Origin of the sequence: Thalassovita mediterranea (assembly GCA_019448215.1) — a bacterium.
Classification (GTDB): Bacteria; Pseudomonadota; Alphaproteobacteria; order Caulobacterales; family Hyphomonadaceae; genus Henriciella.
This window is the reverse complement of the sequence record CP080408.1, coordinates 418,324-437,175: the sequence shown is the minus strand read 5'-3', so window position 1 is coordinate 437,175 and position 18,852 is coordinate 418,324. Positions and strand designations below refer to the sequence as shown.

At 61.7% G+C, this 18,852-nt stretch carries 16 protein-coding genes; 11 read left to right on the top strand and 5 right to left on the bottom strand.

Annotation, left to right across the window (positions count from 1 at the left end; translation table 11 throughout):
• Positions 1-92: 92 nt before the first annotated feature.
• The gene (locus KUV46_02125) at positions 93-950 is read right to left on the bottom strand and encodes a formate/nitrite transporter family protein (protein ID QYJ01202.1); all 858 of its coding nucleotides are present in this window, start codon (positions 948-950) and stop codon (positions 93-95) included.
• 125 nt (positions 951-1,075) lie between these two features.
• Between KUV46_02125 and KUV46_02120 the strand changes: the two genes are divergently transcribed.
• The 5 genes from KUV46_02120 to lpxC all read left to right on the top strand — a co-directional run bounded on the left by KUV46_02120 (position 1,076) and on the right by lpxC (position 6,785).
• A complete protein-coding gene (locus tag KUV46_02120; protein ID QYJ01201.1) occupies positions 1,076-2,017 on the top strand; it encodes a D-alanine--D-alanine ligase in 942 nt (313 codons plus the stop codon).
• Positions 2,005-2,877 carry a cell division protein FtsQ/DivIB gene (locus tag KUV46_02115; protein ID QYJ01200.1) on the top strand — a complete coding sequence of 291 codons (873 nt, stop codon included), beginning with the start codon at positions 2,005-2,007 and terminating at the stop codon, positions 2,875-2,877. Before KUV46_02120 ends, KUV46_02115 begins: the two co-directional genes overlap by 13 nt.
• A 2-nt stretch (positions 2,878-2,879) precedes the next feature.
• The gene (gene ftsA, locus KUV46_02110) at positions 2,880-4,175 is read left to right on the top strand and encodes a cell division protein FtsA (GenBank protein QYJ01199.1); all 1,296 of its coding nucleotides are present in this window, start codon (positions 2,880-2,882) and stop codon (positions 4,173-4,175) included.
• Between the two features lie 94 nt (positions 4,176-4,269).
• Positions 4,270-5,727 carry a cell division protein FtsZ gene (gene ftsZ / locus KUV46_02105; GenBank protein QYJ01198.1) on the top strand — a complete coding sequence of 486 codons (1,458 nt, stop codon included), beginning with the start codon at positions 4,270-4,272 and terminating at the stop codon, positions 5,725-5,727.
• Positions 5,728-5,864: 137 nt separating this feature from the next.
• The gene (lpxC, locus tag KUV46_02100; protein ID QYJ01197.1) at positions 5,865-6,785 is read left to right on the top strand and encodes a UDP-3-O-acyl-N-acetylglucosamine deacetylase; all 921 of its coding nucleotides are present in this window, start codon (positions 5,865-5,867) and stop codon (positions 6,783-6,785) included.
• Between the two features lie 62 nt (positions 6,786-6,847).
• Here lpxC and KUV46_02095 read toward each other — a convergent pair whose 3' ends face one another.
• Positions 6,848-7,288 carry a helix-turn-helix domain-containing protein gene (locus tag KUV46_02095; protein QYJ01196.1) on the bottom strand — a complete coding sequence of 147 codons (441 nt, stop codon included), beginning with the start codon at positions 7,286-7,288 and terminating at the stop codon, positions 6,848-6,850.
• Positions 7,289-7,467: 179 nt separating this feature from the next.
• Here KUV46_02095 and KUV46_02090 point away from each other — a divergent pair, with 179 nt between their 5' ends.
• The 3 genes from KUV46_02090 to ligA are packed head-to-tail and all read left to right on the top strand — an operon-like array spanning position 7,468 to position 12,137.
• Complete coding sequence (locus KUV46_02090) at positions 7,468-8,283, top strand: outer membrane protein assembly factor BamD (GenBank protein QYJ01195.1); 816 nt, start codon at positions 7,468-7,470, stop codon at positions 8,281-8,283.
• Between the two features lie 54 nt (positions 8,284-8,337).
• Positions 8,338-10,038, top strand: a complete 1,701-nt coding sequence (gene recN, locus KUV46_02085; GenBank protein QYJ01194.1) for a DNA repair protein RecN — start codon at positions 8,338-8,340, stop codon at positions 10,036-10,038.
• Positions 10,035-12,137: an NAD-dependent DNA ligase LigA gene (gene ligA, locus KUV46_02080; GenBank protein ID QYJ01193.1), complete on the top strand. Its 2,103-nt coding sequence runs from the start codon at positions 10,035-10,037 to the stop codon at positions 12,135-12,137. Before recN ends, ligA begins: the two co-directional genes overlap by 4 nt.
• Before the next feature lie 25 nt (positions 12,138-12,162).
• Here the strand turns inward: ligA and KUV46_02075 are convergent, their stop codons facing one another.
• Together KUV46_02075 and KUV46_02070 are read right to left on the bottom strand one after the other, a co-directional pair.
• Complete coding sequence (locus KUV46_02075; protein QYJ01192.1) at positions 12,163-13,977, bottom strand: aminopeptidase P family protein; 1,815 nt, start codon at positions 13,975-13,977, stop codon at positions 12,163-12,165.
• A 50-nt stretch (positions 13,978-14,027) separates the two neighbouring features.
• Entirely contained in the window at positions 14,028-14,888 is an 861-nt protein-coding gene (locus KUV46_02070) for a 50S ribosomal protein L11 methyltransferase (GenBank protein QYJ01191.1), read from the bottom strand.
• A gap of 86 nt (positions 14,889-14,974) precedes the next feature.
• Here KUV46_02070 and KUV46_02065 point away from each other — a divergent pair, with 86 nt between their 5' ends.
• On the top strand, positions 14,975-15,859 hold the full coding sequence (locus KUV46_02065; GenBank protein QYJ01190.1) for a peptidylprolyl isomerase: 885 nt from the start codon (positions 14,975-14,977) through the stop codon (positions 15,857-15,859).
• On the opposite strand, the gene KUV46_02060 is transcribed toward KUV46_02065, so the two are convergent.
• Positions 15,860-16,390, bottom strand: a complete 531-nt coding sequence (locus KUV46_02060) for a hypothetical protein (protein ID QYJ01189.1) — start codon at positions 16,388-16,390, stop codon at positions 15,860-15,862.
• Positions 16,391-16,535: 145 nt separating this feature from the next.
• On the opposite strand from KUV46_02060, the gene dapB reads away from it, so the two are divergent.
• Both dapB and KUV46_02050 read left to right on the top strand, forming a co-directional pair.
• Entirely contained in the window at positions 16,536-17,345 is an 810-nt protein-coding gene (dapB, locus tag KUV46_02055) for a 4-hydroxy-tetrahydrodipicolinate reductase (GenBank protein ID QYJ01188.1), read from the top strand.
• A 105-nt stretch (positions 17,346-17,450) separates the two neighbouring features.
• Positions 17,451-18,701: an acetyl-CoA C-acetyltransferase gene (locus KUV46_02050; protein QYJ01187.1), complete on the top strand. Its 1,251-nt coding sequence runs from the start codon at positions 17,451-17,453 to the stop codon at positions 18,699-18,701.
• Positions 18,702-18,852: the final 151 nt, after the last annotated feature.

Here is an 18,852-nt window from a genome sequence, read left to right as displayed (position 1 = left end):
GATATTGTTTTTCGATACAACTACATTTGTAGTCATATATGGCACGCCTCAGCGCAACTTACGCATTTGTAATATGCGGCCGGCCCTCGGCTCTACCCGGTTTCGTCTTCCATTTCTTCGTGAACCTGGCCCCAGGCGAGGATTGCAAACAGGCCGGCACCGCCGATGATGTTGCCAGCAAGGGCAGGCAGCAGGTTCACGCCGATGAGCTTCAGGACACCTTGTTCGCCAGACAGCGCGACGACGAAGAGTTCAGCCGACCCCACAACCACGTGAGCGAATTCCCCAAGCGCAATGAGATAGGTGAAAAATACGATCACCCAGAACTCGCTGCCTTCAGAGCTCGGCATCATCCAGACAAGCGCAGCAATCAGGAAGCCTGCAGGAAGGGCGCGCACGAAAGTCTCTCCTGCGCCCCATCCGGCAACATGCAGGCTGAGCTCAAGGCTTATTCCATATGTCTCCTGCGAGATGGCGCCTGAATATGTCCAGAAAACCGCGGCGACGAGTGTGCCAATCATGTTGGCAAGGAAGACCGTACTCCACAGCCGCGTCGTCCCGAGAATGGTACGCCTGCAGGGATCGGCGAGTGTGGGGAGCACGGCGGTGACCGTATTTTCGGTAAATAGCTGCAGCCTGCTCAGCATGACCAGCAGGAAGCCGGCTGCATAGCCGAAATTCTCCACCAGCGGGCGCCAATCGGTGTCCGGCAAATGCTGGCGCAGGAAGGCCTCCATGATCAGCGACATGGAAATGGCGAGGCCCGCCGCAATCCCTGACCACCATATCGAGCTTTGAGGACGCGACAGCTCCGCGCGCCCTTCCTGCCTGATTATCTCATAGACGATGCGCGACTTCAGCCGGGTCAGGGTGGCTGCCTGCTCGCGCTCTTCTTCTGTGATGTGGTCTTCTTCCGCGTGCTCTTGCGCGGGCGTGTTCTGTCCGGACATGAGGTCGAAACGCGCAGGAGGGTGCAATGTTCAGGTGCTCTGGATGCAGCAAGTTCAGCTGAATGGAAGGACTGCCTTAATTTCTCGGCTGCTACGTGTTTGAGTCGCAGGTCAGGCCAGCGAGCATGCGGGCCAATTTTCTCTCTGGAGGTCAAATCATGAAGCGCGTTGCAGTCGTCTATGGGGGCTGGTCCTCTGAGCGGGAAGTGTCCCTGTCATCGGGCGAGCAGATGCTGCGCGCCGCGCAGGCGGCCGGCTACGACGCTGTCGGCATCGACGCCAGCCGCGACCTTGCAAGCCAGATCGCTGCTGAAAAGCCGGACGTGATCCTGAATGGTCTGCACGGCCCCTGGGGTGAGGATGGCTGTGTGCAGGGCCTCTTTGAGATTCTCGCCATTCCCTACACCCATTCCGGCGTGACGGCGTCGGCCATCGCGATGGACAAGCGTAAATCCAAGGCTGTCTACAAGCAGGCAGGCCTCGACGTGGCAGAAGATGTGGCTGTCACGCGCGCAGAAGCGGCCCGCGCCCACCCGATTAAGCCGCCTTACGTCATCAAACCTGTGAATGAAGGCTCGAGCTTCGGCGTCGTCTTTGTCCGGGAGGAAAATAACGGGCCTTCGCAGCTGCTGCTGTCCGAAGAATGGGCCTATGGCGACAATCTCATGGCCGAGGAATACATCCCCGGCCGCGAGCTGACCGTGGCCGTTATCGGCGACCGGGCGCTCGCCGTCACAGAGATCACGACATTAAGAGAGTTTTACGATTTTGATGCAAAATACGCAGCTGGTGGATCGCGTCATGTGGTGCCTGCAGACATTCCGGAACCGGTAACGAAAAGGGCTCTGGAAGCAGCGCTGAAAGCGCATCAGGCTCTCGGTTGCCGGGGGGTGTCGCGATCAGACTTTCGATTTGACGAGAAGAAGGACCGGCTCGTGATCCTGGAAACCAATACCCAGCCAGGCATGACACCGACCTCGCTCGTTCCCGAGCAGGCCGCCTATACGGGCATGACCTTCGAGGCGCTCGTCGCCTGGATGATCGAGGATGCTTCATGCCGAAGGTGAAAGGTCAGCCAAAGCAGGGCCAGCGCGCCCGGCCGCAGACGCGCAAACGTGCGCCTGCGCCGGTGCCTGTCGAACCTGCGCGTGCAGACCTTACCTCCGTCCTGACGGGTTTCGTCATGGTGGTCGCCCTCATCGTCGCGGGCGCGGCCCTGCTGGGCGGATCGATGTCAAAGGTTGGCGATGGTGTCGGCAATGCTTTCGATAGCGCAGCGACCGGCCTCGGCTTTTCTGTCCAGGACGTGCAGATTACAGGCCTTGGCGATGATGTTCGCCGCGCCAGCCTCGTTCAGCAGATGTCGGGCGTCGCCCCCGGCGACAACATGTTCCGCGCCGACCCGCACGAAATCCGCCGTCAGGTTCTCGCGACCGGGCAGGTGACGAGTGCGCATGTCTACCGGCTCTGGCCAAACCAGATTCTGATCAATGCCTCGCCTGCAAAGGCCAGCGCCATCTGGTTCGATGGCGAAGGCCAGCAGGTCGTCGACAGCACCGGACAGATCATGGAAGGCCTGTCGGCCAAGGATTATAGTGAGCTCGTCCTGCTCACCGGCGTCGATGCGCCCGAAGGCGTGCCAGCGCTCCTGCAGTTTCTGGCCCGCGCTGGAAGCGTGAGCGAGCGTGTGTCCTATGCAGAGCGCGTGTCGCGCCGCCGCTGGGACGTCAAGCTCCGCGACGGTCTGCTGATCCGGCTCCCGGCAGACGCCAGCGTCATGCGTGCGACCGATGAACTCATCGCGCTCGAAACCTCTACCGACCTTTCCCAACGCTCGCTTGCGCGCATCGACCTTCGGGTCGCCGGGCGCACATTTCTTGAACCTCTCGACGAACAGGGTGCGTCCGGCACCGCTGCAGAAAGCTGACCATGGCCAAGGCAGACCTCCGCTTGAAACCATCCCGCGCCGCAAAAGTCGGCCAGCCTATCGCTTCGCTGGATATTGGCAGCTCCAAGATCACCTGCCTGATCGGGCGTTTTGATCCAGAAGCGAAAGCCGGGTTTGCGTTTCTCGGCGGCGGGCGCCAGCAGGCGCGCGGTTTCAAGGATGGATCGATCACAGACATGGAGGCGCTGGAGCGGTCTGTGCGCCTCGCTGTTGAGGACGCAGAACGTCAGGCGGGCGAGCGGATTGATTCGGTCACGCTCGGCGTCACCGGTGCGCAGGTCGCCTGCGAGTTCGTTGGCGCTCTCAATGACATCGGCGGACGCGAAGTCACCGCCAAGGACCTCAAGAAGCTGCACGGTCAGGCACTTGCCAAGATCGACGCCAAGCAGCGTGAAATCCTGACCGCGCATCCGGTTCTCTACAAACTGGACGAACAGGAAGGCATCAGCGACCCGATCGGCATGATCGGCACCAAACTCTCTGTCCTCCTGTCCGTCGTCTCGGCGCCGCAGTCGCTTGTCCGCAATCTGGTTGAATGCGTTGGCCGCGCACACCTCAACGTGGACCGTCTGATCCCGTCTGCGCTTGCCAGTGCCGCCGGTACGCTGATCGACGACGAGATCGAGAATGGCGCGATCTGCATCGACATGGGCTCTGGCGTGACCACTGCCTGCGCTTTCGTGAACGGGGTGCCGGCCTGGCTCGGTGTTGTGCCTGCAGGCGGCGCCAAAGTGACGGGCGACCTTGCACAGGGCATTGGCACCACCTTCGCTGCCGCAGAGCGCATGAAGACGATTTACGGCCACGCCGATACGACCGGCACGGGTCTCACGGAAAAAGTCGAAGTGGCGCGCCTCGGCGACGATGGCCGTCTTGCTGCCCATCACATGACGCGCGGCGAGCTTACCGGTCTCATTGCACCGCGCATCGAGGAAACCTTCGAATATGCCGCCAAGCTGATCGGCAAGAGCGAGCTCGCCAAGATCATGCCGCGCCGCACTGTCCTTACAGGTGGCGGCAGCCTCCTGCCGGGTGTGCGCGATGTCGCCTCTCGCGTCCTCGGTCAGCCGGTCCGCCTCGGCAAGCCGGTCGACGCCGATGTGCTCGGCGAATCACATGCCAGCCCTGTTTTCTCGACCGCCGCCGGGCTGCTGTCATACGAATCACGCGGCTTTGCAGACGTTTCGACCGCCAGTGGCGCATCTGCACAGGGTTCAGGCCCCGCAAAACGGGGTAAAATGAACAGTTTCTTGCGTTGGCTGCATGAAAATTTTTAACAGCGAGGCAGAATCCCTTAACCCTCTCTTAGTGTGACGCAGGCAGTCTGCGCCTACAAACCTCTCTAGGTAGATTGGCAAAGGCGGATTTTTCATGACTCAAGAACTCAAGCCGCGGCTCGTCGTGTTCGGTGTGGGCGGGGCCGGCGGCAACGCAGTCGACAATATGATCGAAGCGAACCTGCAAGGTGTTGAGTTCGTCGTCGCGAATACGGATGCGCAGGCGCTTGAGCGATCGAAATGCGAAACCCGCATCCAGCTTGGTCCTGAAGTGACAGCAGGCCTTGGCGCCGGTGCAAAGCCGGAAGTCGGCGCAGCCTCCGCTGAAGAGTCGATCGAAGAGATCAGCAAGTGCCTCGAAGGCGCACACATGGTCTTCATCGCTGCTGGCCTTGGCGGCGGTACCGGTACGGGCGCAGCACCTGTCATCGCGCGCGCCGCCCATGAGCGCGGCATCCTGACGGTTGGCGTTGTTACCAAGCCGTTCAGCTTCGAAGGCAACCGCCGCATGACCATCGCCGAAGATGGTCTCAATGAAATGCGCAAGGCGATCGACACCATGATCGTCGTGCCTAACCAGAATCTTTTCCGCGTTGCCAATGAGCGCACCACCTTTGCGGACGCCTTCCGCATGGCTGACGATGTGCTCTATTCCGGTGTTCGCGGCATCACCGACCTCATGGTCATGCCTGGCCTGATCAATCTCGACTTTGCTGACGTCCGTACGATCATGAAGGGTATGGGCGCTGCGATGATGGGCATGGGCGAGAGCGAAGGCGAAGGCCGTGCCCTTGAAGCTGCCCGCGCTGCCATCGATAATCCTCTTCTCGACGATGTCTCGATGAAGGGCGCCCGCGGCGTTCTGATCAGCATCACCGGCGGCTATGACATGACGCTGTTCGAAGTCGACGAAGCAGCCAACGAAATCCGCAAGCAGGTTGACCCTGACGCGCACATCATTCTCGGCTCGACCTTCGATCCAGAGCTTGAAGGCAAGCTTCGCGTCTCCGTCGTTGCTGCTGGCATCGATTCCGAAGCCCGCATCTATGAAGAGCCAGTCCGCGAGGCGTCGTTCAACGCTGCGCCGGTTGAGCCGCAACAGATCGAGGCTGAGCCTGCCGAAGCAGAGATCGAGCTCGCTGAAAGCGATGTCAGCATCGCTGAAGAAGAAATCGAAATCGAACGCCCACGCGTCGTGATCAATGATCTCGACGAGGACGACATGATCGAAGCAGACACGCGTCCTGACTTTGTCAGCCGCAGCCTGCCAGCTGCAGAGCGCGAGAGCGTGCCGGGCCACGACCAGGTCAGCGCCGATCAGGTCTTCGGCGGCGGCAAGTCGCGCGGTCGCTCTGGCTCAGAAGGCAAGGCCGGTTTCGGCAATCTTTTCGGCTGGCCGAAACTGTCTTCGCAGAACAATGACGACCATTCCATCGACGACGTCGAGGAGGAGCCAGCAGCGCCCGCACGTGACAAGTTCACCGCGCCAGCTTCGTTCGACGATACCGACCTTGAAATCCCGGCCTTCCTCCGCCGCTCGGCAAACCGCTAGGCGTCAGGAAAGCCCAAAGGACAGGCAGAGCGCTTCCAACTGGGAGCGCTCTGTTTTTTTGTAATATTGCGACATATTCCTTGTTTTGAATCTTTGCGCCTGATCGCCTTCATAGGACCCTGAGAGATGAGGTCTTCATGAGTCGCGTTCAGTATCAGCAAACCATCAGCCATCCGGTCGTCTGTGCCGGCGTCGGTGTGCACTCAGGCGCGCGTGCGCGTATCGTGATGAAACCGGCTGCTGCGGGCACGGGTATCCGTTTCCGCCGTATGGATATTGAAGGCTGCGAAGACATCATCGCGCGCGGCGATTTTGTGACCGAAGTCCAGCTTGGCACGACGCTCACGAATGAGGCGGGCCAGTCCGTCGCAACGGTGGAGCATCTGCTAGCGGCCTGCGCCGGCGTCGGTGTCGACAACCTCATCATTGAAATCGACGGGCCTGAAGTGCCGATCATGGACGGCTCCTCATCGGTCTATTGCGAACTGATGATGGCGGCGGGCCTTCGCGAACAGCGGGCTCTCCGCCGCCGTATCCGCATCCTCGAAGAGGTTGTGGTCACTGACGGCATCAAGACCGCCCGTCTTAGCCCGTCTGCCGACAACTATCTCTCAATCCACGCCAAGATTGAATTTGAAAGCCGCGCCATCGGCACACAGCAGATGTCTCTGCGTATGCTCCCGGGCATGTTCGCGCGCGACATCGCGTTTGCCCGCACCTTCGGGTTTGCGCAGGACGTTGAGAAGCTGAAATCCATGGGCCTTGCCCGTGGTGGGTCGCTCGACAATGCGGTGGTTCTCGATGGCGACTCCATCGTCAATCCGGAAGGCCTGCGCGCAAGCGATGAGTTCGTGCGCCACAAAATCCTTGATGCGGTGGGTGACCTGATGCTGGCTGGTGCGCCGATCGCCGGCGTCTATGAGGCTCGCCAGCCTGGCCATGCACTGAACAACAAGCTCGTTCGCGCACTCATTGATGCGCCAGACGCCTGGTGCTGGGAAACCGACGAGGCCGAGGTCGAAGCCGAAACAACGACCCGCGCATCAGCCGTCCGCTAGAGCCCCGGCGGCACAATCCTGTTCGAAAAAAAAAGAAACGTCGCTCCTGTTCGGAGCCTCGTCTAGTCGGCGCGTGGACGGATATGCTCTGAAACGCCGTTTGGCTTCGTCTCGACAGCCTGCTCAGAATCGGCCAGTGCGCGCACCATATTCAGGATCGAAGCGCGAACTTTTTCGTCGCGGATACGCGTCAGGCTACGGACGCACTCGATCGCAAAGCGCGACGACGCATCAAGCTCGTCTCCGGTTTGCGCGTCGATGTCTGTCAGCCCTTCAAAAAACCAGCCCGGGGCCACGTTCAGCCGCTCGGCCAGCAAATAAAGGCGACCAGCGCTGACACGGTTTGCGCCGGTCTCATACTTCTGAATCTGCTGATACGAAACACCAAGCGCCTCGCCAAGCTGATCCTGCGTCAGTCCGGCCAATATTCGGCGTTTGCGAATGCGCTCTCCAACGAGGGAGTCGACATCCGACGCCGTGAAATCTGATAATCCTCGAGTCATAGCTTTTGCCTTTTAGGCGGCGGCACGAAATCCCTCGTACTGGCATCAACATAGGTTGATTTGTCTTGATACACCATAATAACTGGAAATTCACCTACTCGTTCCTGTAGGCAATGACTTTACAAGCCGCGCGCCAGCGGCAAAGTGCGGCAAAGTCTGTTGAGAAACCGGTATATGTTATGAAGCTTTCGCTCGTCGGCTCCGTCGCAATCATGACCCTGGCACTCGCTGCGTGCAGCTCCAACCGTCAGGCAAGAGAGCTTGCCTACGTCGAGCGTCCGGTCGAAGCGCTGTATAATGCGGCTGCGGATGAGCTGGACGATAGCGATTACATCAGCGCCATCGAGCTCTTCAACGAAGTCGAACGTCAGCACCCATATTCAGAGTGGGCTCGCCGCTCGACGCTCATGGCTGCCTATGCCTCCTATCGTTCGCGCCGTTACGATGACGCAATCAGCACCGCCCAGCGCTATCTGTCGCTGAACCCGGCAGGTGAGGGCGCGCCTTACGCCTATCACCTCATCGCGCTCAGCTATTTCCAGCAGATCGTCGACGTCGGCCGCGACCAGCGCACGACAGAACTGGCTCGCGATGCGCTCAATGACGTTGTTCGCCGTTTTCCGACCACGGACTACGCCCGCGATGCGCAGGTAAAGCTCGACATGGTCAGCGACCAGCTCGCCGGCAAGGAGATGGAAATCGGGCGTTGGTATCTGCGCCGCAACCAGCATCTGGCTGCGGTGAACCGCTTCAAGAGAGTGGTCGACGAATACGACACCACGACCCACACGCCAGAAGCCCTGCATCGCCTTGTTGAGGCTTACCTTTCGCTCGGTCTTCGCGGTGAAGCTGTCGCGGCGGCTTCCGTGCTGCAATACAACTATCCGGATAGCGACTGGTACAGCGCAAGCTATGACCTCATTGAAGGCGGTAGCGACGGCAGCACCCAGCAGGCGAGCGGCGAAAGCTGGCTCGGACGCATCACCCCCTGGTAAGAACGTAGAGAGAACATGCTTGTTCTCATTTTGTTCTGATGATATTGAGGGCGCATGATCACTGCGCTCTCGATTCGATCCTTCCTGCTCATCGAGCGTCTCGACATTGAGTCGGCCGATGGCTTCACCGCCCTGACCGGGGAAACCGGTGCGGGCAAATCCATCATCCTTGACGCGCTCGGCCTTGTGCTCGGCGGCGCGGCATCCAAGAAGCTGGTCCGCAAGGGCGCGGATCAGGCGAGCATCCTCGCGGAATTCGCGCTGGAAGCCGACAGCCCTGTCTGGCCAATTCTCTCCGAAGCTGGCGTCGAAGCATCAGCTGACGAGACGCTGACGCTGAAGCGCATCCTCTCTGCCAAGGGGCCAGCACGCGCCTTTGTGAACGACCAGCCGGTCAGTGCGGGTCTGCTTTCCCAGCTCGGGGAACTCCTCGTCGAAATTCACGGCCAGCATTCGGCCTCGACGCTGATGAAGCCAGCCAACCACCGCGCCCTGCTCGACACCTATGCGGGCAATGAAGACCTGATCGAAGCTTGCGCGCAAAGCTGGGATGACTATGAAAGCGCCCGCGATGCGCGAGAGGCCCTTGAGGCAAAGCTTGCTGAGGCCGAAGAGGAACATGCCTGGCTCGCGGAGACGGTCGAAGCGCTCGACACGCTGGCCCCTGAAAAGGGTGAGTTTGACAGGCTGAGCGCTGAACGCGGCATTCTCATGCAGTCTGAAAAGATCGCAGAATCTGCGACCGAAGCCTTCGAAGCCTTTCAGGCAGGCGACGTTGAGACTGTCCTCGCGCAGGCCAGCCGCTCGGCCGAACGCATCCTGCGTATTGATGGACTTGATGCGATGGAAAGCGATCTTTCCAAAGCCGCCCGCGCCGCCGCCGAAGCGCTCGACCGCGCGCTGATAGAGGCAGGCGAAGCGAGCGCCGCGCTGGAAAGCCTCGGTCTTGCTGCTGTGCACGACCCAGACGCGCTGGAACGGGTCGAGCAGCGTATCGTGGCGCTGCGGACAGCCTCGCGCAAATACAGCGTCGATGCCAATGAGCTGCCCGCCTTCTGGGAAGAGACCCGCCAGAAGCTGGAGCTTTGCGATGCGCCCGACGGCTCGCTCAAGAAAGCCCGCTCTGAAGAGCAGGCCGCCGCTGCCCGTTGGCGCACGGCAGCTGATCGCCTGACCAAGGCCCGCAAGGCCGCCGCCAAACGCCTCGAAACCTCGATTGCGGCGGAACTGAAGCCGCTGAAGCTCGAGCGGACGAAGGTGAAGGTGCGCTTCGATGAAATCTCTGACACCCAGTCTGGCCGCGCGGGCCGTGAGAAGGCCGAGTTCGAGGTTGAAACGAATCCGGGCGCAGGCTTTGGCCCGCTACGCCAGATTGCGTCCGGCGGCGAACTGGCGCGTTTCTCACTGGCGCTTCAGTGCGTCCTTGCTGAGAGCACGCAGGTACCCGTCCTTGTCTTCGACGAAGCTGACCAGGGCGTCGGCGGCGCCGTCGCAGCCGCCATTGGTGAGCGCCTCGCGCGCCTTGCTGACAGCCGTCAGGTTTTCGCGATCACGCATAGTCCACAGGTTGCTGCATCGGCGTCCAGCCAGTGGCTGGTGACCAAGCAGGGCGTGAAGGGGAATGGCCTTGGCGAAACCCACCTCACCGGTCTAGATGCCAGCCAGAGACATGAGGAAATCGCCCGCATGCTCTCAGGCAGCAAGGTCACCGAGGAGGCAAGGGCCGCAGCAACGAGGCTCCTTGAAGATGTATGAGTTCGCAGAAACCGGCTGGAGACCTGACTGATGCAGAAGCAAAGCGCGAGCTTGCCCGCCTCGCGATCGAGATAAAGCTCGCAGATGCGGCCTATTACAAGGAAGACGACCCGCATCTGAGCGATGCGGAATACGACGCTCTTCGCCAGCGCAATAGCGACGTCGAAGCTGCCTTCCCGCATCTGAAACGCAAGGACAGCCCGAGCGACCGGGTCGGTGCCGAAGTCTCCGAAGCCTTCAGCAAGGTCGAGCACGGTGTCCCCATGCTCTCGCTCGACAATGCGTTTTCTGATGAGGACGTCGAGGAGTTCGTTGGCCGTATCCGCCGCTTCCTGGGTCTGGATGCCGATGAAGCCCTCACCATCACGGCTGAGCCCAAGATCGATGGCCTGTCGCTGAACCTTACCTATCAGGATGGCGAGCTTGTTCGCGCGGCGACGCGCGGTAACGGGCAGGTTGGCGAGGACGTCACCGCCAATGCGCGTACCATTGATGATATCCCGGCGAAGCTAGCGGGGTCAGGCTGGCCATCCCGGATCGAGATCCGCGGTGAGGTCTATATGGAGGGTGAGGCCTTCAAGGCACTCAACGCTTCCCAGGAGGACGCGGGCAAGAAGGTTTTCGCCAATCCGCGTAATGCCGCCGCAGGTAGCCTCCGCCAGCTCGACGTCGCCATCACCCGTTCGCGTCCCTTGCGCTTCTTTGCCTATGCTTGGGGTGAGGCGTCCGAAAAGTTCGCAGACACCCAGACTGGCGCTGTCGCTATGCTGCAGGATTGGGGCTTCATCACCAATGAGCTCTTCAAACCCTATCAGGACGTCAAAGGCCTGCTCGGCGCCTATGCGAACATGGCAGAGCGCCGCGCCATGCTCGGCTATGACATTGATGGCGTCGTCTACAAGGTCGACCGGCTCGACTGGCAGGAGAGGCTCGGCTTCGTTTCGCGCTTCCCCCGCTGGGCCATTGCCCACAAATTTCCGGCAGAACGGGCGGTCACCAAACTTGAAGCGATCGAAATTCAGGTCGGCCGCACAGGTACGCTGACCCCAGTTGCGCGCCTGACGCCTGTCACGGTTGGCGGCGTCGTGGTCTCCAATGCCACCCTGCACAATGAGGACGAGATCGCCCGTCTTGATGTGCGCCCCGGCGACATGGTCGAGATTCAGAGGGCGGGGGATGTCATCCCGCAAGTCCTCGGCGTGGTCGACGCCGGCGAAGACCGGGCGCCGCCCTACAAGTTTCCCGAGACCTGCCCCGAATGTGGATCAGCTGCCGTCCGCGAGATCGACGACAAGGGCGAGGAAGACGTTCGCCGCCGCTGCACGGGTGGCCTCACTTGCCCGGCGCAGGCGGTCGAGCGGCTAAAGCATTTTGTCTCCCGCAAGGCGCTCGACATCGATGGTCTTGGCGCAAAGCAGGTCGAACTCTTCTATTCGAAAGGGGCCGTAAAAGGCCCGCAGGACATTTTCCGTCTCGCCCGTCGGCTCGAGGAAGAAGGCCTGCCACCGCTCAAGGATTGGGAAGGCTTTGGCGACACGTCTGCCCGCAACCTGTTCGATGCCATCGATGCGCGCCGCAAGCCGCCATTCCAGCGTTTCCTGAATGGCCTTGGCATCCGCCATGTTGGCGAGATCACGTCCGGCCTGCTCGCGCGCCACTATCTCGACTGGGAAAGCTTCTGGCAGGTCGTCGAGAAAGCTGCCGCTGGTGACACCTCGGCTGAGGCAGACCTTCTCTCCATCGACGGCATAGGCCAGACCGCGATCACCAGCCTCAAGGACTTCGCCGCAGAGAGCCACAATCAGGACATGCTGGCGAGCCTGCTTGCAGAAATCGAGATCGAACCGGCAGAAGCCGCGGCCAGCGACAGTGCCGTTTCCGGCAAAACCATTGTCTTCACCGGGACGCTCGAGAAAATGACCCGCGACGAAGCGAAATCGCGGGCGACCGCACTTGGCGCAAAAGTGTCCGGGTCGGTATCCGGCAAGACCGATATTCTCGTCGCCGGGCCGGGCGCGGGCTCGAAATTGAAAAAGGCCGAAGAGCTCGGTGTCCGCGTCATCACAGAGGATGACTGGCTCGAGCTCGCCGGCCTTTAATCCAAGTCCGTTGTTCAGCAGCGCCCTATGACAGGGGCGCGCACTGGGCGTTCAGCCAGTCCAGAACCTCGCCATCCACGAGCGGACCAATCCTGGCCAGCACGTCATCATGATACCGATTGACCCAGGCAAGCTCTGCCGGGCTGAGCAGGTCGAGATCGATGAGATCACGTGCCAGCGGCGCCCAGGTGAGGTTCGCAAAGCCAAGCATCTTGCGCTCGCCGCCCTCAATGTCGGCAGGCTCGGTCACGTATTGAAGGTTTTCGATCCGGATGCCGTACTGGCCTTCGCGGTAGAAGCCCGGCTCATTCGAGACAATCATGCCGGGGCGTAGTGCGACGCTGTTCCAGGGCTTCGCGATCCGCTGCGGGCCTTCATGTACGCCGAGATAAACGCCGACGCCGTGGCCGGTGCCATGGTCATAGTCGAGACCAGCCTGCCAGAGCGGATGACGCGCCAGCGCATCGAGATGCGTACCCGTCGTGCCTTCCGGAAAGCGCACATCGGCGAGCGCGATATGCCCCTTCAGAACCAGCGTATAGTGACGGCGCATGTCCGCCGACGGCTCACCAATCGGCACCGTCCGGGTCACATCGGTCGTACCGTCGAGATACTGGCCGCCGCTATCGACGAGGTAGAGCGAGCCGCGCTCCAGCTTCCGGTTCGACGCCGAAGAGACGCGGTAATGGGGCAGGGCGCCATTCGGGCCGGCGCCTGAAATCGTCTCGAAGGACAGATCGTTGAGGTCGCCCAGCTGCTCGCGGAAGCTTTCGAGCTTCAGCGCCGCATCAATCTCTGTCGCCTCGCCAGACTGTGCGTCCGTATCCAGCCAGTGGAGGAAACGCGTCAGCGCGGCGCCGTCGCGGATATGCGCAGCTTCGGTCCCGGCAATTTCCGTCGCATTCTTGCAGGCCTTAGGCAGCAGGACAGGGTCACGCTGGCGCAGGATGTTCGCGCCCGCTTTCTCCAGCTCTCCAAAGAACCAGGCAGAGGCAAGCGCCGGGTCCAGGCTGACCGTCTGGCCAGAGAGCTCCGCCAGCGCAGGCTCCACCTCTTCCATCGGGCGCAGGCGCACCTTGTTGCCAAGATGCTCACGCAGCTTGTCGCTGGTCTTGCGCGGGTCGAGGAAGAGGTCCGCCGTGCCATCGGCTTTCAGGATGGCGCGTGACAGCGGCAGCGGCGAACAGGCGACATCGCCGCCGCGAATATTGAACGCCCAGGCCACCGAAGCCGGAGACGTGATGATGGCCGCATCCGCGCCGTCCTCTTTCAGCGCCGCTGCGATCCGCTCGCGCTTGTCATCGGCCTCTTCGCCGGCATGTTTCACCGCGTGCGGCACGACCTGCTCGGTCGGCTCGGCCGGGCGATCGTCCCAGGCTTCGTCGATCGGATTGGCATCGACCGCTTTCAGCGTGACGCCAGCCTTCTTCGCGCTCTCTTCCAGAACGGCGAGGTCATTTGGCGTCATCAGGCGCGCATCATAGCCGAGCATTTCGCCCTTGCGCTTCTGGCCTGCGAGCCAGCCAAAAGGGCCGGGATCGGGCAGGCCGCTGATTTCAAGAAAGTCGCGGTCAGTCTGGTCGCGCACCTGCAGCGTGTAGCGCCCGTCAGCAAAAATGACGGCCGTGTCCTGAAACACCATGGCTGCACCGGCAGATCCGGTAAAACCGGTCGCCCAGGTCAGCCTGTCATTACAGGCCGGCAAATACTCGTTCTGGAACTCATCCTCATGCGGGATGTAGAAGCCATCGAGGCCCTGGGCTTTCATCGCAGCGCGCAGGAGCGGCAGGTTCTTGCGGCCAAGCTGTGGGCCGCCTTTCACGTCGAAATTCTGTCTCATGGACGAAATCTAGTGCGAATGCGCCTGCAGCGGAAGGTGGAGTCTGCGTCCTAGCCGGCCTTGCGGAAAACCAGGCTCGACCAGCCATCGCGGCGCACACGCTTCACCAGGGCGAGGCCGCGATTGCCATAGGCCTTGCGTACCAGCGGCTCCTGCGGCGAGAGCAGGCCCGACAGGATGATGTGGCCACCTGGCGCGGTCAGGCGCTCAATCTCTGGCGCCAGCCTGACAAGCGGACGGAACAGGATGTTCGCGAAGACGAGGTCGTAGGGCGCATCCTTGCGGATGGTTGTGTTCATGCCGCCGCCAGTTTCAAACGTCTTGAAGGCGTTGGCGACATGGTTCTTGGCCGCGTTTTCATTGGCGACGCGCACACTGTCTGTGTCGATCTCGGTGCCCCAGGCACGCTTTGAGCCGGTCTTGACCGCAGCAATGGCCAGAAGGCCGGACCCGGTCCCGATATCGAGCACTTTCTGCGGGCGCGCGGTGCGCAGCACATGCTCCAGACCGATCAGACAGCCAAGCGTCGTGCCGTGATGACCAGTGCCGAAGGCGGGGCCCGCCTCGATCAGGATCGGCGTCTTGCCGGGTGCAGATTTCGCCAGCACATGGCTGCCTGCCACGATGAAGCGGCCAGCTTCCACCGGCGGCAGACCTTCCAGCGAAAGGGTCACCCAGTCGCGGTCTTCCAGCGCTTCGATGACGACGTTGAGCTGCGGCGAGACTTCTTCGATGATGGCCTTGCAGGCATCGGCTTCCTCTGCCGTCTCGCAATAGGCGTCGAGGCGCCAGGCGTGGCGGCCATCCTCCTTGGCGTCGACGGCGCCTGCCGGTGACGGGTCGGTCCAGGCCAGGGCGTCCCAGGCAGGTTCGATGGCCTCGCGCGGGCCTTTTGCAGAAATCTGATACATGACGGCCCGCCCATAGCAGAGCGCGCAGGAACGGGGTAGGGTCGCGCTCAGCAGATTTCTGGAAAGGCTGGGCTATGGGACAATCTATGACACGCGCATTCGCGGGGCTGGCGATGATCGCCGCAGCCACAATGGGCGCAGCCAGCGCGCAGGACGTTGCGGCCGAACCTGTAGCTGAGACCGCAGAGCCGGGCTGGCGCACCATTGCCCCTGAAAACCTGATGATGATCGAAACGGGCAAGGGCCCGATCGTCATCGAGCTCAATCCGGACTTTGCGCCGCGCCACGCCGAACGCATGCGCGAGCTTGCCGCCTCCGGTGAGTATGAGGGCGAGCACTTCTACCGCGTCATCGAAGGCTTCGTGGCCCAGGGCGGCCTGTTCGACGATATGCAGATCCTGCGTTGGGGGCCGCTCGAGAATGAGAATGACCGGCCCTATGGCGGCGAAGGTTTCGTCCCGCTCGGCAATGATGACCTGTTCGCAGCAGAGGTTGGCCATATTGGCGGTTTCCCGGTTGGCCGGGATGAGGCGCTCGGACAGGAATGGCTGCTGCATTGCCCGGGGGCCGTGGCGCTCGCCCGCAACAATGACCCCAATTCAGGCGGCACCGAAATCTACATCGTCCTCGATGCGCAGCGCTATCTCGACCGCAACCTGACCGTCTTCGGGCGCGTCATCGACGGGATGGAGCACGTTCAGGCGTTCAAGCGCGGTGACCGGGCCATCTCCAATGGTGTCATTCAGGCGCCAGAGCAGGGCGAGGAAATCCTCGGCCTGACGATCGTGGCAGACCTGCCAGAAGATCAGCGCCCCGTCTGGCGCACGATGACCAGCGAAGGCGAACCTTTCGCTGAGCACAAGCGCGCCCTTCGCGTCCGCGACAGCGAGTTCTTCTACCGGAAGCCGCCTGAGGTTCTGGATATCTGCAGCTTCAACACGCCCGCAGAGCGCGTTGCCGCTGCCGACTGATCAGCGGCGATAGCCGTTCCACGGGTCTTCGCGGTCGAGGCTGAGCTCGGCTGCGTAGCCCGCGGATGGGGCCGGGTAAGCCTCGTAATAGGCGTCGCCCTCATAATAGCCGTCATCGTAATATGCATCGCCATAGGCGTAGCCGTCGCTGCTGGCATAGGCGCTACCTGAATAGCTGCTGCCCTGGCTGTAGCCGGTGACTGTGCGGGTCGTGGAATAGGTCCGCGCGCCGGTATGGCTATAGGTGTGGTGGGCATGGTCATGGCCGACATGGCTGGTCGCCGTGCAACTTGGCGGGGCAACCCGCGTATAGGTCTGCACGTAGCGGCGCACGACAGGCGCGGTCGTATAGGTCCGCACGACCTGATGGCCACAGCAGCAGCTCGTCACCGCGCAAGGCGAAGTCGTGCTCGTGTGGCTTGTCGCATAGCCATGGCTGGTCGACGGTGCGGTGTAGACATAACCGTCAGCGGCTGCAGGAAGGGCGAACAGCGCCGCGAGCGCCCCGCCAATGAAGAGTCTGGTGCGCATACGGAATCCTTCCTGCTGCAGCTTCTGTGGGTAAACAGAAGGTTAACACAGAAATGCCGCTCGCAACCCAAAATCGTAAAGCCGCGTAATTTTTGCGTGCGGCGAGGTCTGTTCAGGCGGGGCGGAAAGGCGCTAAGGACGAGGCATGACAGGAACGTTGAAACTAGCCATCGCCGGCGTCGCCGGGCGCATGGGTCGCCAGCTCGCCTCTGCAGCTGTTGAGGCAGGTCACACGCTGACAGGCGCCAGCGAAGCGCCGGGCAGTGACGCCCTCGGCGCCCCGCTCTCAAACCTCGTCCACGGCGCACCCGATGCCGTCCAGCCGCAATCTGATGTGGCGAAAGCCGCCAGCGGCGCGGACGTCTGGATCGATTTCACACGTCCCAGCGCCACGCTGGAGGCGCTCAAGCATCTCAAAGCGGCAGGTGTGAAAGCCGTCGTGATCGGCACGACGGGCTTCGACGCTGCGCAGGAAGCCGAGATCGCCGAAGCCGCTGGCGAACTCGCTATCGTAAAGGCGGGCAACTTCTCGCTCGGCGTCAATCTGCTCTGCGCGCTGACAAAGCGGGCCGCCGAAAGCCTTGGCGAAGACTGGGACATCGAGATCCTCGAAACCCATCACCGGCGTAAGGTCGACGCTCCGTCCGGCACAGCGCTCATGCTGGGTGATGCCGCCGCTGCAGGCCGGGGCGCTGACCTCAAGGCCCTGCGCCAGGCCCCCTATGATGGTCCGGATGCGGCACGTGAGGCTGGAAAGATCGGTTTCTCCGTCCGCCGCTCCGGCGGTGTCATCGGTGAGCACGAAGTCACATTCGGCTCTGAGAAGGAAGTCCTCACGCTGGCCCATTCCGCACTTGACCGGTCGGTCTTTGCGCATGGGGCTCTCGCTGCGGCGCGCTGGGCCCTCCGCCAGCCTGCAGGCCTCTATGACATGAACGACGTTCTCGGCCTCTAGACTTCCTTTCAGTCTTTGACGCTGGGGCAGAGATTGCCTTCCGTTGGCGGAAAGGGGATTAGCTTTCCCCATCCGGTCCAATTCAGCATGTTCGGGAGGAATCTTATGGCTGAAGCATACATCATCGACGCGGTCCGCACGCCGCGCGGCATTGGCAAGGTTGGCAAGGGTTCGCTCGCCCACCTTCACCCACAGCATCTCGGCGCGACCGTCCTCGGCGCGATCCGTGACCGCAACAATCTCGACACCGCCACCGTCGACGACATCATCTGGGGCACCAGCTCCCAGCGCGGCGCACAAGGCGCTGACATGGGCCGCATGGCCGCTCTCGACGCAGGCTTCGACGTCAAGGCATCCGGCGTGACCCTCGACCGCTTCTGCGGCTCGGGCATCACCACCGTCTCGCTCGCAGCAGCACAGATCATGTCCGGCATGGAAGACTGCGTCATCGCAGGCGGCTGTGAGATGATGAGCTACACTGCATCCACCGCGGACCCGAAGAACCCGCCAATGATGGACGCTGGCAACCTTCACCTTCGTGAAATGCACCCGCAGTCCCAGCAGGGCTGCTGTGCTGACGCCATCGCGACCCTTGAAGGCATCGACCGCGAAGCCGTCGACCAGCTGGCCGTCGTCTCGCAAGAGCGCGCCAAGAAGGCGATGGATGAAGGCCGTTTCGACAAGTCCGTCGTGCCTGTCTACAACCGCGATGGGTCACTGGCGCTCGACAAGGACGAATTCCCGCGTCCGGGCACCACGATGGAGAGCCTGTCTGGCCTCAAGACCGTCTTCAACATGTTCTGGGACATCCCTGTCGACGACAAGGGCACGACCTATGGCAACATGATCGAGAAGAAGTACCCGCAGATCAAAGGCAACGTGCAACACGTCCACCATGCCGGTAACTCTTCAGGTGTTGTCGATGGCGCAGCCGCTATCCTCGTCACCTCGAAAGAGTATGCCGACAAGAACGGCCTGAAGCCGCGTGCCCGCATCGTCGCAACCGCGAACATGGGCGACTGCCCGACCCTGATGCTCAACGCACCGGTCGCAGCTGCGAAAAAGGTCCTCGAAAAAGCCGGCATGACCACCGACGACATCGACGTCTACGAGATCAACGAGGCTTTCTCTGTCGTGGCAGAAAAGTTCATCCGTGACCTCAAGCTCGACCGTGAGAAGGTCAACATCAATGGCGGCGCAATGGCGCTTGGTCACCCGATCGGCGCGACTGGTTCGATCCTGATCGGCACCGCCCTCGATGAACTTGAGCGCTCCGGCGGCAAGTATGGCCTCGTCACCATGTGTGCCGCTGGCGGTATGGCTCCTGCCATTATCATCGAGCGTCTCGACGCCTAAATCTTCGGGCGAGACTTCGCCTTGAAAAATCGAAGACCCCGCCGCGGCTTGGCCGGGCGGGGTTTTTATTTGTTTGAAATTTGAAACATCGACTGAACCATAACCTCACACCTGTGTGCCATATCGGGCCGTAGCAAAATGACCCAACAGA